The sequence below is a fragment of the Paraburkholderia aromaticivorans genome, assembly GCF_012689525.1.
Taxonomy (GTDB): Bacteria; Pseudomonadota; Gammaproteobacteria; order Burkholderiales; family Burkholderiaceae; genus Paraburkholderia; species Paraburkholderia aromaticivorans_A.
In genome coordinates, this window is the sequence record NZ_CP051516.1 from 2,134,801 (window position 1) to 2,151,668 (window position 16,868).

At 64.1% G+C, this 16,868-nt stretch carries 11 protein-coding genes; 7 read left to right on the forward strand and 4 right to left on the reverse strand.

The features are described from left to right. Nucleotides 1-41: 41 nt before the first annotated feature. Nucleotides 42-2,216 (reverse strand): malate synthase G, encoded by a 2,175-nt coding sequence (locus HF916_RS37680; RefSeq protein WP_168793828.1) that lies wholly within the window; start codon nt 2,214-2,216, stop codon nt 42-44. A 122-nt stretch (nt 2,217-2,338) separates the two neighbouring features. Then, a complete protein-coding gene (locus HF916_RS37685; protein ID WP_168793829.1) occupies nt 2,339-2,743 on the reverse strand; it encodes a GlcG/HbpS family heme-binding protein in 405 nt (134 codons plus the stop codon). A 402-nt stretch (nt 2,744-3,145) separates the two neighbouring features. Here HF916_RS37685 and HF916_RS37695 point away from each other — a divergent pair, with 402 nt between their 5' ends. Beyond that, nucleotides 3,146-4,021 carry an MOSC domain-containing protein gene (locus HF916_RS37695; RefSeq protein WP_168793830.1) on the forward strand — a complete coding sequence of 292 codons (876 nt, stop codon included), beginning with the start codon at nt 3,146-3,148 and terminating at the stop codon, nt 4,019-4,021. Nucleotides 4,022-4,024: 3 nt separating this feature from the next. Here the strand turns inward: HF916_RS37695 and HF916_RS37700 are convergent, their stop codons facing one another. Next, a complete protein-coding gene (locus HF916_RS37700) occupies nt 4,025-4,405 on the reverse strand; it encodes a response regulator transcription factor (RefSeq protein ID WP_168793831.1) in 381 nt (126 codons plus the stop codon). A gap of 126 nt (nt 4,406-4,531) precedes the next feature. Here HF916_RS37700 and HF916_RS37705 point away from each other — a divergent pair, with 126 nt between their 5' ends. Then, the gene (locus HF916_RS37705) at nt 4,532-5,740 is read left to right on the forward strand and encodes a GAF domain-containing sensor histidine kinase (RefSeq protein WP_168793832.1); all 1,209 of its coding nucleotides are present in this window, start codon (nt 4,532-4,534) and stop codon (nt 5,738-5,740) included. A 42-nt stretch (nt 5,741-5,782) separates the two neighbouring features. On the opposite strand, the gene cobA is transcribed toward HF916_RS37705, so the two are convergent. Then, nucleotides 5,783-6,598, reverse strand: coding sequence for a uroporphyrinogen-III C-methyltransferase (gene cobA, locus HF916_RS37710; protein WP_168793833.1), 816 nt, complete (start codon nt 6,596-6,598; stop codon nt 5,783-5,785). A 700-nt stretch (nt 6,599-7,298) separates the two neighbouring features. Here cobA and nirB point away from each other — a divergent pair. From nirB to HF916_RS37735, 5 genes are all read left to right on the forward strand, one after another. Beyond that, the gene (nirB, locus tag HF916_RS37715) at nt 7,299-9,839 is read left to right on the forward strand and encodes a nitrite reductase large subunit NirB (protein ID WP_168793834.1); all 2,541 of its coding nucleotides are present in this window, start codon (nt 7,299-7,301) and stop codon (nt 9,837-9,839) included. 32 nt (nt 9,840-9,871) lie between these two features. Continuing rightward, on the forward strand, nt 9,872-10,225 hold the full coding sequence (gene nirD, locus HF916_RS37720; RefSeq protein ID WP_168793835.1) for a nitrite reductase small subunit NirD: 354 nt from the start codon (nt 9,872-9,874) through the stop codon (nt 10,223-10,225). A gap of 42 nt (nt 10,226-10,267) precedes the next feature. Then, on the forward strand, nt 10,268-14,494 hold the full coding sequence (locus HF916_RS37725) for a bifunctional nitrate reductase/sulfite reductase flavoprotein subunit alpha (protein WP_168793836.1): 4,227 nt from the start codon (nt 10,268-10,270) through the stop codon (nt 14,492-14,494). Nucleotides 14,495-14,694: 200 nt separating this feature from the next. After that, a complete protein-coding gene (locus HF916_RS37730) occupies nt 14,695-16,062 on the forward strand; it encodes an MFS transporter (protein WP_168793837.1) in 1,368 nt (455 codons plus the stop codon). A 94-nt stretch (nt 16,063-16,156) separates the two neighbouring features. Then, nucleotides 16,157-16,831, forward strand: a complete 675-nt coding sequence (locus HF916_RS37735; RefSeq protein ID WP_168793838.1) for a type IV pili methyl-accepting chemotaxis transducer N-terminal domain-containing protein — start codon at nt 16,157-16,159, stop codon at nt 16,829-16,831. The last annotated feature ends 37 nt before the right edge of the window (nt 16,832-16,868 follow it).

A 16,868-nucleotide genomic window follows, 5' to 3' on the forward strand; every position in this document is an offset into this window, starting at 1 on the left:
CAACCGGCCCACGCATCACACGCGGCCCGGCAAACCCGCCCTCAACCTTCCTTCTTCACCTCCAGCCGGAACTTATGCAGCAACGGTTCCGTATACCCGCTCGGCTGCTGACGTCCTTCGAACACCAGCGCCTGCGCGGCCTTGAAAGCGATCGTGTCGAAGCCCGGCGCCATCGGCTTGTAGAGCGGGTCGCCCGCGTTCTGCTCGTCGACCACCTTCGCCATGCGCTTGAACGTCTCTTCGACGAGCTCACGCTTCACCACGCCGTGATACAGCCAGTTGGCAATGTGCTGGCTCGAAATACGCAGCGTGGCACGATCTTCCATCAGCCCGACGTCATGAATGTCCGGCACCTTCGAGCAACCCACGCCCTGATCGATCCAGCGCACCACGTAGCCGAGAATGCCCTGCGCGTTGTTGTCGATCTCGCTGCGGATCTCGTCGTCGCTCCACTTCGCCTCGGCGACGACCGGAATCGTCAGCAGCCCGTCGAGCAGTTCGTCACGCACCTTCGCATAATCCGTGCGTTCCAGTTCCCGCTGAACTGCTTGCACGTCGACCTGGTGGTAATGCAACGCGTGCAGCGTGGCGGCGGTCGGCGAGGGCACCCATGCGGTGTTCGCCCCGGCCTTCGGATGCGCGATCTTCTGTTCGAGCATGGCGTGCATCAGATCGGGCATCGCCCACATGCCCTTGCCGATCTGCGAGCGGCCGCGCAGGCCCGCGCTCAAACCGACCAGCACGTTACTGCGCTCGTAAGCGGCAATCCAGGCGCTCGACTTCATGTCGCCCTTGCGCATCATCGGGCCGGCTTCCATGGCCGAGTGCATTTCGTCGCCGGTGCGGTCGAGGAAACCCGTATTGATGAACGCGACACGCTCCGACGCTTCGGCGATACAGGCGAGCAGGTTCACGCTGGTGCGGCGCTCCTCGTCCATGATGCCCATCTTGATCGTGTTGCGCGGCAGCTTCAGCAGGTCTTCCCCGCGCGCGAACAGCTCGCTGGCGAAGGCGACTTCGGCCGGGCCGTGCATCTTCGGCTTGACGATATAGATCGACCCGGTGCGCGAATTCAACTGGTGCTTGCGGTCGTGCAACGCGCACAGCGTGGTAATGACGGCGTCGAGAATGCCTTCGGGAATCTCGTGGCCGTCTTTCGTCAGCACCGCGGGATTGGTCATCAAATGACCGACGTTGCGGATGAACAGCAGCGAGCGGCCATGCAGCACCACCGGCGCCGTGCCGTTCGCGGCGGTGTACACGCGGTCGGCGTTCAGCCGGCGCGTGAAGGTCTTGCCGTTCTTCGTGACCTCTTCGGTCAGGTCGCCGGTCATCAGGCCGAGCCAGTTGCGGTAGAGCAGAACCTTGTCGTCCGCATCCACGGCCGCGACCGAGTCTTCACAGTCGATGATCGTGCTCACCGCCGCTTCGACCAATACGTCCTTCACATGCGCCGAATCGGTCCTGCCGATCGAATCGCTCGCGTCGATCTGGATTTCGAAGTGCAGGCCGTTGTGCTTGAGCAGCAGCGCGGACGGCGCGCTTTCTTCGCCCTGATAGCCGATGAATTGCGCCGGCGTCTTCAGCTCGCTCGTGCCGTTCTTCAGCGTGACGACCAGCTTGCCTGCTTCGACGCTATAGCGTGTGGCGTCGGCGTGCGAGCCGTTCGCAAGCGGCGCGGCCTGGTCGAGGAACTTGCGGGCATAGGCGATCACCGCGGCGCCACGCACCGGATTGAAGGCCTTCTGCTTTTCGGCGCCGCCGCTCTCGGGGATCGCGTCGGTGCCGTACAGCGCGTCGTACAGGCTGCCCCAGCGCGCGTTCGCCGCGTTCAGCGCATAGCGCTGATTCGACAGCGGCACCACGAGTTGCGGGCCGGCCTGTTCGGCGATTTCGGTGTCCACGTTGTCGGTCGTGGCCATGACGCCAGCGGGCACGGGCACGATATAGCCGATGCCTTCGAGAAACGCACGGTACGCTCGCAGATCGCGCACCGGACCCGGATTGGCGCGATGCCAGCTGTCCAGTTCGGTTTGCAGGCGGTCACGCTCGGCGAGCAACGCACGGTTTTTGGGCGCCAGCTCGTGCACGAGGGCGTCGAAACCTGACCAGAATGCGGCGCTGTCGATTCCGGTGCCGGGCAGGGCTTCGGTTTCGACGAACTGGTCGAGGTTGGCGGCGACTTGCAGTCCGCCGCGCGTGTTCATCTGAGTCATCGACTGCTCCATCTATCTGAATGGGGCCGATGAGGGGGCATCGGCCCGCGTTGTGCAACGGTTAGCTTCTTTACTTCATGGCCGCCGTTCTGGTCGGCTTGCGAACGGAACGGCTCGCAAACTCAAGCGGCGATGGCCTGGATACCTGCCTTGGCGATCTGCACGTCCTGCTCCGACTTGACGCCCGACACGCCGACCGCGCCGATCACCTGGCCGTCGACGATCACCGGCACGCCGCCTTCCAGCGTGCCTTGCAGCGGCGCGCTCAGGAAGGCGGTGCGGCCGTTGTTGATCATGTCTTCGTATACCTTGGTTTCACGGCGGCCGATCGCCGAAGTGCGGGCCTTTTCGGTCGCGATGTACGAACTGGCCGGCGCGCTGCCGTCCAGACGCAGCATGCCGAGTTGATGGCCGCCATCGTCGACTACCACGATGGCGACGGCCCACTGATGCTTGTCGGCTTCCGCGCGGGCGGCTTCGAGGATGCGGGTCGTTTCGGCGACGGTCAACACGGGTTTGCTCAGCATAATGAATTTCCTGGTTCGTTTAGGGTAAGGATCGACTCGACCACGTCGCCACTCGCGCTTTGCACGATGGCTTCGGCCTCGATGGCTGGCCGCCACGCACGGGTATTACGCCGTGCACGCGTGCGGCGGCCGCGTTGATGTTCGGTGACAGCGCGGGTTGCACGCAGCCTTCCAGCATCCGCATTGTGCGCGGATGCCGCGGCGCCGGCCTTGTCCTTGCCCAAGCGCTTTGCTTGGGGATTTTACGTCCAAGCGCCGCCGGAAGAAACGGCGGCATCGCGCGGTCCGGTCTTCAGCGGTTCGTTTGGCCGACATTCCGGCTGGAACGAAGAGCGTGGCGGGCTTTACAATCAGGCATCAAACACAAGAATTCGCACGCTCCCCGCGTGCACACCCCACGCCATGCCGACCATCAGCGAGCTATTCGTCTATCCGATCAAATCCTGCGCGGGCATTGCGCTGCACGAGGCGCGGCTGCTCGCCACCGGCCTGGAATACGACCGCTGCTGGATGGTCACCGATCCGGCCGGCGCCATGCTCACGCAGCGCGCGTATCCGCGTATGGCGCTGATCAAGGTCGAAATCGGTGTCGAGGATCTCGTGATCCGCGCGCCCGGCATGAGCGAGTTGCGCACGCCGCTGGCGAGCGCGCGGCTCGAGGCGCCGCCCGCCGTGCAGACCAAAGTCTGGCGCGACGCGGCCTACGGGCTCGATACCGGCGACGCATGCGCTGCGTGGTTCTCGACGTTTCTCGGCGTGCCCGCGCGCCTCCTGCGCTTCAATCCCGAACGCGAGCGCATTGTCGATCCGGACTACACGGAGAGCGTGGGCGGCGCGACCACCCATTTCGCCGATGGTTTTCCGCTGCTGGTGATCGGCCAGGCGTCGCTCGACGATCTGAACACGCGCCTGAACGGCAAGGGCGCGCCGTCGATTCCGATCGACCGGTTCCGTCCCAACGTGGTGCTGACCGGGCTCGACGCGTATGAGGAGGACTATGTGGAGACGCTGAGCGTCGATGGAGAAACGGGCGGGGGCGTGCAACTGCAACTGGTCAAGCTGTGCACGCGCTGTCCGATGCCGACCATCGATCAGGCAAAAGGCACGCCCGATCCGGACTGGCCGAACGAGCCGACCGATACCATGAGCGTCTATCGCGCGAATCCGCAGCGAAATGGGGCGATCACGTTCGGCAACAATGCGCTCGTCGCGAGTGGCGCCGGGACGTGGCTGCGCGTGGGGCAGGCAGTGGAAGCGGAATTGGGCTTCGGCGATTGAGGGTTAATGCCGGACACGCGCGGTCAACGCCGCGAGAATCACCGGCATCGGCACTGGCTTGACGAAATGATGGTCGAAGCCCGAGCGCAGCGATTCGCTCATTTCCTCGGCGCGTTCGAGCCCGGTGACCGCGACCAGCGTGGGCGCCGGAATATCGCCCACGTAGCGGATTCGCCGCGCCACCGCGCGCCCGTCCAGACGCGGCATTTCGACGTCCAGCAGCGCGGCCTGCGGATGCCAGTCGCAGTATTGGGCAAACGCGTCGAGGCCGTTGCGCGCGGTCCGGATCTCGAAGCCGTGCGCGCTGAAATAGAGCACGTAGGCGGCCAGCAGATTCGCGTCGTCGTCGGCGATCAGAAGGCGTACGGCGGAGTGATGAGCCATCGGACTTCCCTCGGGTTGTGGTCCTTGATGCTCCTGATAGTGAGCAATTTGAAGTCCCGCTAGAATCAATGCTCGACAAAGTGTTTTTCAAGGCCAGATCGGCAAGGGTGCGCGGCTCCGCTTCTTATGAATAATTTACCGATCGGCAACGACGCAGACGCTGAGATCGCGCGCGCTATCGAGGCGGTCCAGCGTATCGACGCCGTGCCGTCCATCCTGCGCATGATCTGCAAGAACACCGGCATGGGCTTTGCCGCCGTGGCCCGCGTCACGGAGCAGCGCTGGACGGCGTGCGCGGTGCAGGACGAAGTGAACTTCGGTCTGGCGGCCGGCGGCGATCTGGACCTGCACACCACGCTGTGTTTCGAGTCGCGCGCCGCGCGAGCCTCGATCGTCATTGACAATTTCCACACGGATCCGGTTTATCGCGGCCATCACACCGCGCAAATCTACAAGCTGGGCAGTTATATTTCCGTACCGATCATTCTTCCCGATGGCAGCTATTTCGGTAATCTCTGCGCGATCGACCCGAATCCGGCCGAGGTTTCCAATCCGCGCACCTTGCGCATGTTCGAGGTCTTTGCCGAACTGATCGCGATCCAGCTCGCCAACGAAGGCCGCCACCAGGCCACCGAGGCCGCGCTGCGCCACGAGCGGGAAAACTCCAGCCTGCGCGAGCAGTTCATCGCCGTGCTGGGACACGACCTGCGCAATCCCTTGTCGGCGGTGAGCGCGACGGCCGAACTGCTGTCGCTGCGCAAAAACGAGCCCGACCTCGTGAAGATCGGTCAGCGTCTGAAGTCCACCACCTTCCGCATGGCCCGCCTGATCGACGACGTGATGGATTTCGCGCGCGGCCGGCTCGGCTCGGGTATCGGCGTGTCGATCGACGACGTCGACGATCTGGCGATAGCGCTCCGGGTAGTCGTCGCCGAAGTGCGCGAGGCCAATCCGGACCGGCTGCTCGCCGACGATATCGCCATCCCCGCACGGGTGCGCTGCGACCGCACCCGTGTGCAGCAGTTGCTCTCGAACCTGCTCGGCAACGCGGTCACGCATGGCGCGGCTGAGTTTCCGGTGCGGGTGCGGGCCTGCATCGAAAACGGCGAGCTTATGCTGAGTGTCCTGAACGGCGGCAACGCGATTGCCACGGAGAGCTTGAGCAAGGTCTTCGAACCTTACTGGCGGCCGGCGACCAGCAAGCCAGGCGGCGGCCTCGGGCTCGGCCTCTATATCTGCAAGCAGATCGTGAGCGCGCATGGCGGCACGCTGGAAGTCAGATCGTCCGCGGAAGAGGGCACGTGCTTCGTCGTAAGGCTGCCTACGGGCGTTTGAGCATCGTGGGCGGACTAAGCGGTTGAGAACCGCGCGGACCGCTCACGCGGCCTGTGCGATTGCCTCGCGCGCGTTCGGCACGTCGGTTTGCATCGTGGCCGCTTCGTCGCGCCATGCGTTATCTCCCGCCCACACGCGCTCGGCGCTCTCGCCGATCGCGCTGCCCACCAGAATCACCGCCGGGCTGCCGAAGCCGGCGTTCGTCGCATCCACGGCGAGCCGATCAAGGCGGCTCACGAGACGCCGTTCGTTGCTGCCACCGGCCCATTGCACGACGGCTGCGGGCGTATCGGCCGGCAAACTCGCGAGCAGCGCGGCCGCGATACTGTCGATGCGCCGCATCCCCATATAGATCGCCAACGTGGTGCGCGTCGCGGCCAACGCGGCCCAGTCCGGCTCGCCGTGATCTTCCGTATGCGCGGTGACGAAACTCACGCCATGGCAATGGCGGCGATGCGTGAGCGAAATGCCGAGCCCCGCGGCGGCCGCGAACCCCGACGAGATGCCGTTGACGATCTCCACCGGAATGCCGGCGCCGCGCAAGACCGCGAGTTCTTCGCCGGCGCGTCCAAACAACAGCGCTTCGCCGCCTTTCACCCGCACCACGTGCAAGCCCTTGAGCGCATAGCGCCGCATCAGCCGTTCGATAAACGCTTGCGGCGTCGACCGGCAGCCGCCGCGTTTGCCGACGCGAATCACGCGCGCTTGCGGCGCCAGTGTCACGATCTCGGGATTCGCGAGGTCGTCGAGCAGCACGACATCGGCGGCGGCCAGCGCTTTGGCGGCCTTCAGCGTGAGCAGATCGAGATCGCCGGGGCCGGCGCTCAATAAGGTGACCTTGCCGGTGGTCGTGTTCATCGCGGTATCTATCACGGTGTCCTTCGCTTCTGTGTCGGCCGGCGATCGCTGTCGCGCCCGTGCCCAATAAAAAACGGCGTCCGCTCGTGATGGTCACGAGGGGACGCCGTTGTCCGTTTACTGCCTGGTGTGCTGCCGTTTCGCTTCAGGCGCGGCGAAACACAGCGTTGTGTTTCGTCGGCATGGGTATGTGCCGCGTGTCGTGTCGGCTGCGTTGCCGCTACGCACTCGCCACGGCTTATGCAAGGACTACGCCATCCATCGACCAAGCGCGCTGCACGCCTTGCCACGCCTCGTCAATAACGCCGACGACGCTCGCGCTCCGCACCGTTCGCGGGCCCGCACCTCGCACGCGCAGGGTGCTGCGTCGCACCATCCATGTGCCCCGCTGCATCAAAACGCGTCGCGCGCCCACTTTGCCGCACAGGCGTGCCATTCACCGCAAAGCCCCGTACCACGGCCTCGTCACGGCCATTTCGTGCAACTGGCACAGGCTTTGCATTGAGCCTTACCATCGGATCAACGTGGATCCGGCGCGAGTGCAACACCAAGTGCTCGCCGCAGGACAGGTCAGGACAATGGCGTCCCCCGAATTCAGTCATCGACTGGGTTCGCGGGACGCCGTTTTTATTTCCAGAATCGTTTTCGCCACATGCCATACGGCGTCGCTCGCAACCAGCACATTGAGGAAACCGCGGTCATGAAAATCATCGTTATCGGTCACGGGATGGTCGGTCACAAACTGGTCGAGTGCCTCGCCCAGGACGCCGCGCACGGCCTCGATATCACAGTGTTGTGCGAAGAATCGCGGCCGGCCTACGACCGCGTGCACCTGTCCGAGTTTTTCGCGGGCAAGACGGCGGACGATCTGTCGCTGGTCGAACCGGGCTTCTTCGAACGCCAGAATGTGCGGCTCTTGCTGAACGCGAAGGCCGTGGCGATCGATCGCGATGCGCGCACCGTGACGGTATCGACGGGCGAAACGCTGCCTTATGACAAGCTGGTCTTCGCCACCGGCTCCTATCCGTTCGTGCCGCCCCTGCAGGGCCGTGAGCGCACCGATTGTTTCGTGTACCGAACCATCGACGACCTCGAAGCAATGCGCGAATGCGGCGCGCGCTCGAAGACGGGCACGGTGGTCGGCGGCGGACTGCTCGGACTCGAATGCGCGAAGGCGCTGCGCGACATGGGTCTGCAAACGCACGTGGTCGAATTCGCGCCGCGTCTGATGGCCGTGCAGGTGGACGACGGCGGCGGCCGCGTGCTGCGCAGCAAGATCGAAGAACTGGGTGTGACGGTGCACACGCAGAAGAACACCACGGCGATCGTCGACGGCGAGCAGGGCACGCACCGCATGCAATTCGCCGACGGCAGCCATCTCGACACCGACATGATCGTGTTCTCCGCGGGCATTCGTCCGCGTGACGACCTGGCGCGCGCAAGCGGCCTGACGCTCGGCCCGCGCGGCGGCATCGTGATCGACAACGCGTGCCGCACGAGCGATCCGGACATCTATGCGATCGGCGAATGCGCGTTGTGGAACGGCCAGTTGTTCGGCCTCGTGGCGCCGGGCTACGACATGGCCCGCGCGGTGGCGAAACAACTGCTCGGCGACACGGCGGAATTCGCCGGCGCCGACATGAGCACCAAGCTCAAGCTGATGGGCGTGGACGTGGCGAGCATCGGCGACGCGCACGGCAACACGCCGGGCAGCCGCGCCTACCAGTTCAGCGACGAGCGCAAGCAGGTCTACAAGAAGCTGGTGGTGTCGGAGTGCGGCAAATATCTGCTCGGCGGCGTGATGGTCGGCGACGCCGGCGAATACGGCACGCTGCTGCAAATGATGTTGAACCGCATCGAATTGCCGGCGTCGCCTGAATTCCTGATCCTGCCGCAAGCGGACGGCAAGGCGAAGCCCGCGCTCGGCGTCGAGGCCTTGCCTGCCAGTGCCCAGATCTGCTCGTGCAACAACGTCTCGAAGGGCGAGCTGTGCGCCGCCGTTTGTGCAGGTGCGACCGACATAGGCGCTTTGAAATGCGCGACGACCGCCGGCACGTCGTGCGGCGGTTGCGTGCCGCTCGTCACCCAGGTGATGAAGGCCGAGATGAAGAAGCAGGGGCTCGCCGTCAACAACCACGTCTGCGAGCACTTCGCGTATTCGCGCCAGGAGCTGTATCACATCGTGCGTGTGGAAGGCGTGCGCAGCTTCGGCGAACTGCTCGCGAAGCACGGTCACGGCCTCGGCTGCGATATCTGCAAGCCGGTGGTGGCAAGTGTGCTCGCGTCGTGCTGGAACGAGTTCGTGCTGAAGAAGGAGCACGCCTCGCTGCAGGACACCAACGACTACTACCTCGCCAACATTCAGCGCGACGGCACCTATTCGGTCGTACCGCGCATGGCCGGCGGCGAAGTCACGCCGGACGGTTTGATCGCGGTCGGCCAGGTAGCGAAGAAATACGGCCTCTATACGAAGATCACCGGCGGTCAACGCGTCGATCTGTTCGGCGCGCGCGTCGAGCAATTGCCGCTCATCTGGGAAGAACTGATCGCTGCCGGTTTCGAATCCGGCCACGCGTACGGCAAGTCGCTGCGCACCGTGAAGTCGTGTGTCGGCTCGACGTGGTGCCGCTACGGCGTCGGCGATTCGGTGGGTCTCGCGGTGGAGATCGAGAACCGCTACAAGGGCCTGCGCACGCCACACAAGATCAAGTTCGGCGTGTCGGGCTGCACCCGCGAATGCGCGGAAGCGCAAGGCAAGGACGTCGGCATCATCGCGACCGAGAAGGGCTGGAATCTCTATGTGTGCGGCAACGGCGGCATGAAACCGCGCCATGCCGAACTGCTCGCGTCGGACCTCAATAAGGAAACGCTGGTGCGCTACATCGACCGTTTCCTGATGTTCTACGTGCGCACCGCCGACCGTCTGCAACGCACCAGCGTGTGGCGCGAGAACCTCGAAGGCGGGCTCGACTATCTGATCGACGTGGTCGTCAACGATCACCTGGGCGTGGTCGACGAACTCGAATCGGAGATGCAGCACGTGGTCGACACCTACGAATGCGAATGGAAGAAGGCCGTCACCGATCCCGAAACGCGCAAGCGCTTCCGCCATTTCGTCAACAGCGGCGAGTCGGACAGCAACGTCGCCTTCGTCGAGGAGCGCGGCCAGATCCGGCCGGCCACGCCCGCCGAGCGGCGCTCGAAGCTCGCGGCGATTCCCGTTGTCGTTGAAACCGTTTGATTGAACCGCACCATTCACCGAGGACTTCCGCCATGAACAACGATCGCCTGCCACGCTCCTGGACGCCGGTTTGCCCGCTCGACGACATCGTGCCCAACACGGGTGTTTGCGCGCTCGTCAATGGCGAACAGGTTGCGGTTTTTCACGTGAACAAGGGCGACGCGGACAGCATCGTGTACGCGATCGAAAACTTCGATCCGGGCTCGCAGGCGGCGGTGCTCTCGCGCGGACTGATCGGCAGCCTCGGCGAACGCATCGTGGTCGCCTCGCCGATCTACAAGCATCACTTCGATCTGCGCACCGGCGAGTGCCTCGAAACACCGGCCCATTCCGTCGGCGCGTTCGCCGCGCGCGTGGAAAACGGCCAGGTGTGGGTCGCGGTTTAAGCCGCTGATTGTCTGAAACCCTTTCGAACGACGTTGCCCACCATGTCCTCTACTAGCGTAAAAACCGTGTGCCCTTACTGCGGCGTTGGCTGCGGTATGGTTTTGCACGTCGAGGACGGCCAGGTCGTGAAAATCTCCGGCGACAAGGAGCATCCGGCCAACTTCGGACGGTTGTGCACGAAGGGTCAGTCGGCGCACGTGGCGTTGCGCAAGTCGGGACGTCTCGAAGGCGCGTTCGTGCGTCACGTGCGCGGTCAGGACCCGGCGCCGCTACCGATGGCGCAGGCGATCAGCACGACGGCGGCGCGTTTGCGCGGCCTGCTCGATGAACATGGACCGGACGCGCTGTCGTTCTACGTCTCCGGGCAGATGTCGATCGAGGCGCAGTACCTCGTCAACAAGCTCGCCAAGGGCTTCGTCGGCACCAACAACATCGAATCCAATTCGCGCCTGTGCATGGCGAGCGCGGGCAGCGGCTACAAACTGTCGCTCGGCGCGGACGGTCCGCCGGGATCGTACGAGGACATCGATCACGCCGACCTGTTCTTCGTGATCGGCGCGAATATGGCCGACTGTCACCCGATTCTGTTCCTGCGCATGATGGATCGTGTGAAGGCCGGCGCCAAACTGATCGTCGTCGATCCGCGCCGCAACACCACCGCGGAGAAGGCCGATCTCTTCATGCAGATCAAGCCGGGCACCGATCTCGCGTTGCTCAACGGCCTGCTGCATCTGTTGCACGAAAGCGGCCAGACGGACGCCGCATTCATCGCCGACACCACCGAAGGCTGGGACGCGATGCCCGCGTTTCTCGCCGACTACACGCCGGAAAACGTCGCGCAAATCACCGGCCTCGCTGTCGAGGATATCCGCCAGGCCGCGCAGATGATCGGCACCGCCAAAGAGTGGATCAGTTGCTGGACCATGGGCCTGAATCAAAGCACGCACGGCACGTGGCACACCAACGCGATCTGCAACCTGCATCTGGCGACGGGCAGGATTTGCCGGCGTGGCAGCGGCCCGTTTTCGCTGACGGGCCAGCCCAATGCGATGGGCGGCCGCGAGATGGGTTACATGGGACCTGGCCTGCCGGGCCAGCGTTCGGTGCTGGTCGAAGAAGACCGCGCGTTTATCGAAGACCTGTGGCGCATTCCGAAGGGCACGCTCAAGCCCAGGCTCGGCAACGGCACGATCGATATGTTCGCGCGCATGGCGGCGGGCGAGATCAAGGCGTGCTGGATCATCTGCACGAATCCGGTGGCGAGCGTGGCGAATCGTCAGAACGTGATCGACGGATTGAGCGCGGCGCAACTCGTGATCGCGCAGGACGCGTTCCTCGATACCGAGACCAACCGCTACGCCGACGTGCTGTTGCCCGGCGCGCTGTGGGCCGAAGCCGAAGGCGTGATGATCAACTCCGAGCGCAATCTCACGCTGATGCAGAAGGGCATCGAGCCGCCGGGCGCCGCGCTGCCGGACTGGCAGATCATCGCGCGGGTCGCGTGTGAAATGGGTTTTGCCGATGCATTCACCTACACGAGCGCCGAGGAAGTCTTCGCGGAAATCACCCGTGCGTCGAATCCGAAAACCGGCTACGACCTGCGCGGCGCGAGCCATCGCCGCCTGAAGGAAACGCCGTTGCAATGGCCGCTTGCATCGGATGATTCAGCCGATCGCAATCCGGTTCGCTACCTCAACGACGGCGTGAGTCAAACGCTCAAGGAACGGCCCGACGGCAGCCGTCCGCGGCTCGTGTTTCCGACGGGGAGCGGCAAGGCGATGTTCTTTGCACGCGCCTACGCGGCGCCGGCTGAGTTGCCGGATCGTGAGTTTCCGATCGTGCTGAATACGGGTCGCCTGCAGCATCAATGGCACACGATGACCAAGACCGGCAAGGTCGCGATGCTCAACAAGCTGAACCCCGGCCCATTCGTCGAGATTCATCCCGAAGATGCCGCCACGCTTGGCATCAAGGCAAAAGACCCGGTGGAGATTCGTTCGCGCCGTGGCTGCGCGGTGCTGCCGGCGGTCGTGACCGAGCGCGTGAGCGCGGGCCAGTGCTTCGCGCCGATGCACTGGAACGACGTATTCGGCGACGACCTGTGCATCAATGCCGTGACGAGCGACGCCATCGACCCGGTCTCGCAGCAGCCCGAACTGAAGTTCTGCGCGGTCGCGCTGAGCCCGGTGGCGGCCGAGCGCGTCGAGCCTTTCCTGAATGGCGACGATGTATCGCTGGCTGATGCATCCGTTGCATCCGTTGCATCCGTTGCAGTCGCTGCGAGCGCGGCGCCAGCCAACACCGTATCGGCAAGCGCCGAGGATCTGGATATGCCCCGTATCGATGCACTCACCAGCCTGTTGCAGTTGCCGCCGACACCCGCGCCTTCACTCACCGATCAGGAGCGCGTCTATCTGGCCGGCTTCGTGAATGGGCTGCGTTCGGCGGAAGCGCAAGGTATCGACCGCGCGCCGGTTCTGCCGGGTAGCGCGCCGTTCGATACGACGAGCCGTCTTTACGTCGACGGTTTGTTAGCCGGTCTTTATAGCCGCAGCGCGACCGCTCCGGCTGCTGCGTTGACAACGCCGCATGCCGCGCCGTACGCAGAGGCATCGCACGCGTCCGGCGTGCGGATCGTGCGCGCACGGCCGAAAGTCACACTGCTGTGGGCCTCGCAAACCGGCAACACCGAGTCGCTGACCGAAGGCTACGCCACCCGTTTAATGGAGTCGGGCTTCGAAATCCGCACGTCGTGCATGGCGGACTATCAGGCCGCGACGTTCGCCAAAGCTCAATACGTGCTGCTGATGACGAGTACCTTCGGCGACGGCGATCCACCCGACAACGCACAAAGTTTGTGGACGCAATTGAGCGGCGAGGGCGTGCCGCGACTCGACGGCGTGCGCTTCGCGGTGCTCGCGCTCGGCGATCGCAACTACGACCAGTTTTGCGGCCACGGCCGCCGCCTCGACGATCGGCTCGCCGGACAAGGCGCGCTGCGCTTGATGGAGCGCGTCGATTGCGATAGCGAGTATCAGGAAAGCGCGGACGCATGGCTCGAACGCATCATCGTGCGCATCAAGGAAGAGGATGCCGCGCTGTATGCCGTGCCGCCGGGCGGCATGATCAACGCGGTGGTGCCGGGCACGGTGGCGACCAAAACGCGGCCGGCCGCGTCGCGGCTCGTCAGCAATCTACGCCTGAACAAGCAGGGCGCTGCAAAAGACACGCGCTACTTTTCGCTGAGCACCGGCGACTCAGGACTCGAATACGAAGCAGGCGATGCGCTCGGCGTCTGGCCGAGCAACTGCCCGGAACTCGTCGACGAATTGATCACACTGAGCGGCGCGAGCGCGGATGCTGCGGTGAACGTGGCGGGCGTGGGCGAAATGCGTCTTGCCGATGCACTCGGCAAGCACTACGAGATCGCGCGGCCGAGCCCCGATCTTCTCGCGTTCGTCGGCGCGCGCAGCAATAACGGCGCACTGCGCGATCTGCTGTCGCCCGAGCGCAAGGCCGACCTCAAGCAGTGGTTGTGGGGCCAGCAGATTGCCGACGTGCTGCACGAATTTCCGGTGAGCCTCACGGCCGCCGAATTGACCGGCATGCTCAAGCGTTTGCAGCCGCGCTTGTATTCGATCGCATCGAGCCCGAAAGCGCATGCGGGCGAAGTCCATCTGACCGTTGCCGCGGTGCGCTACAGCAATGGCCGCCGTCATCGCAAAGGCGTGTCGTCGACGTTTCTCGCCGACCGCGCGGGCGACGTCAACGTGCCCGTGTTCGTGCAGAAGTCCGCACACTTTCGTCCTCCTCACGGTTCGGACACGCCGATGATCATGGTCGGTCCCGGCACCGGCATTGCACCATTTCGCGGCTTTCTGCACGAGCGGCGTGCGCGCGGCGATACGGGACGCAACTGGCTCTTCTTCGGCGAGCAGCACGCCGCCTCGGATTTCTACTATCGCGACGAACTCGAATCGATGCGCGACACCGGTGTGCTGACCCGGCTCGACGTCGCGTTCTCACGCGACCAGGCGGACAAGGTCTACGTGCAGGACCGCATGCGCGAACAGGGTGCGCAACTGTGGTCGTGGCTCGAAGGCGGTGCGCATTTCTACGTATGCGGCGACGCCAACCGGATGGCGAAAGATGTCGACGCGGCGCTCAAGGAAGTGGTGGGCCGCCACGGCGGCATGAGCGATGAAAAATCCATCGAATACGTGAACCGCCTCGCGCAGGAAAAGCGCTACGCACGCGACGTTTATTGATAGTCACGCGGTTTTCAGCGCCACGAGTGCGCTCGCCATTTCAAGGTTTCAAAGAGTACGCAATACAGCTTCAAAAGAAGGAGCCGCATGGCATGGAGGTTGCATGTTTATGCCGGTTTTCAACATCGTGATCATTCCGGTGCGTGATGCATAGCGCGATCTGCCGGATAGTCGAAAAATCAGTTTTGTGAGGATATCTGATGAAAAACGTGATGAGCTCCCTAAAGAGTGGGGACTGGCGCGCGCTAGTGGCGTGTTTCCTCTATTTCGACACGGGCTTTACCGTCTGGGTCCTGTATGGACCGCTCGCACCGTTCATCAGCAAGAGCATCGCGATGACGCCCGCGCAACAGGGTTTGCTGGTCGCGGTGCCGGTGCTGTCGGCCGCAATTCTGCGCGTGACGCTTGGTAACCTGTATCAATCCGCGCACGGCAAGCGCATTGCGCTGATGGGCGTGCTGTTGTCGGCGGTGCCGACCATCGTGTTGCCGTTGATGCCGTCCGTGCCGTCGTACACGGTGTTGCTGGTGCTCGGCGTATTCCTCGGCGTCGGCGGCGCCAGTTTCGCCGTGGCGCTGCCGATGGCGGGCAGCAACTATCCGCCGAAGGTGCAGGGCCTCGTGTTGGGCCTCGCCGCGGCCGGTAATATCGGCGCGGTGCTCGACGGCTTTCTGTTCCCGCAACTGGCGACGCACTACGGCTGGCAGATGGCCGCTGGCGGCGCTCTGCCGTTGCTCGCGATTGCCGCGATCACGCTGTATTTCTGGGCCAACGATTCCGGCGTGAAAACGGGCAGCGTGCTGCGCGCATTCGGCAGCTTCGTGGTGACGCTGGTCGGATTGATCGTGCTGGTGCTGCTGGTCGAAGCCGGCATGTTCGGCTCCGGCAAGACGGGTGTGCTGCTGTTGCCGGTGATCGGCGCTTTGCTCGCGATCGCGGTGCTGCCCAAGCGTTATCGCGCGGTGCTGGCCGAGCGTGACACGTGGGCGATCATGCTGGTGTACAGCATTACGTTCGGCGGTTTCGTCGGCATGTCCTCGTATGTCACGCTGCTGCTGACCAACCTCTATCAGCTCTCGAAGATCGACGCGGGCCTATTCATGGCGCTGCTCGCCGCGACCGGCGCGATGGTGCGCCCGCTCGGCGGCCTGATCGCCGACAAGGTGTCCGGCGTGCGCGCGCTGACCTTGCTGCTCGCGATCATCTCGCTGTGCGACTTCGTGTTCGCCGCGGTTATGCCGGCCATGGCCGGTGGCATCACGCTGCTGCTGTGCCTGTATGTGGCCTTCGGTCTTGGCAACGGCGCGACCTTCCAACTGGTGCCGCATCGCTGGGCGGGCCGCACGGGGCTGATGTCGGGCATCGTCGGCGCCGCGGGTGGCATCGGCGGATTCTATCTGCCTGTCGTGATGGGTATCGCGAAGGAAAGCACGGGCAGCTATCAGATGGGCTTTGCGACGTTCGGCGCGCTGGCTGCATGCGCGTTCGTCGCAATCGTCGCGCTGCGCCGTCCGTGGATGGCGTGGTCGATGCACACCGGTGTGATGCACGCGCACGCAACGGAGTAATGGAGTAACGCAGTAACGCGCGCGATCCGGCTTCCACGCTGACGTGGCGGCGCGGATCGTGCGACGGGGCCGATCAAAATCATAAGAAGTCGACATGAGCATCACGACAGAACGGGTTCACGCACCACCGTCCGACGCGGACGTCTCCAGCGAGGTGTTGAGCTCGTTGATCAATATGGCGGGGCGGCAGCGGATGCTTTCGCAGCGCATCGTGTTGAAAGCGATGCTGGCGCTTCAACAGTTCGACGGCGCGCTGGCGATCGCGCGCGACACGCTGAACACATTTACCGACAGTCATACGGCGCTGCTTCAAGGCCGCGACGGTTTGCCCGGCCTATGCTCGCCGGCGTTGCGCGAAGCATTTCACGGCAGCGAGAATGTGGCCAGCAAGATCGCGGACTTTATCGCGCTGGCTTCGACGGCGTTGGAGGCGATCGGGCGCGCTTCGCCGCGCGCGGCCGATGCGCTCAAGGCTCTGGTCGATTCCGTCGATCCGTTGCTGACGCATCTGCACGGCGTCACGGCTGTCTATGAACAGGAAAGCCGGCGCATAGCGCGTTTGCAGAAGAAAGAGCAGCAGCTGTTGATCGAGCGGATCAAGGCCATCGCGAAAGAAGCGCACATCGTCTCGTTCAACGGTCAGATCGTGGCGAGCCGCGCGCATGTGACCGGTCGCGAGTTCGCCGTGGTAGCCGGTGTGATGACGTCGATCACGAAGGAACTGGAGGACGTGGTGAGCGCATTCGTGAAGAAAACGTCGGCGGGATGAACCACGTAGTGCGGCCTTATTGCCGTATGCTTGGCGT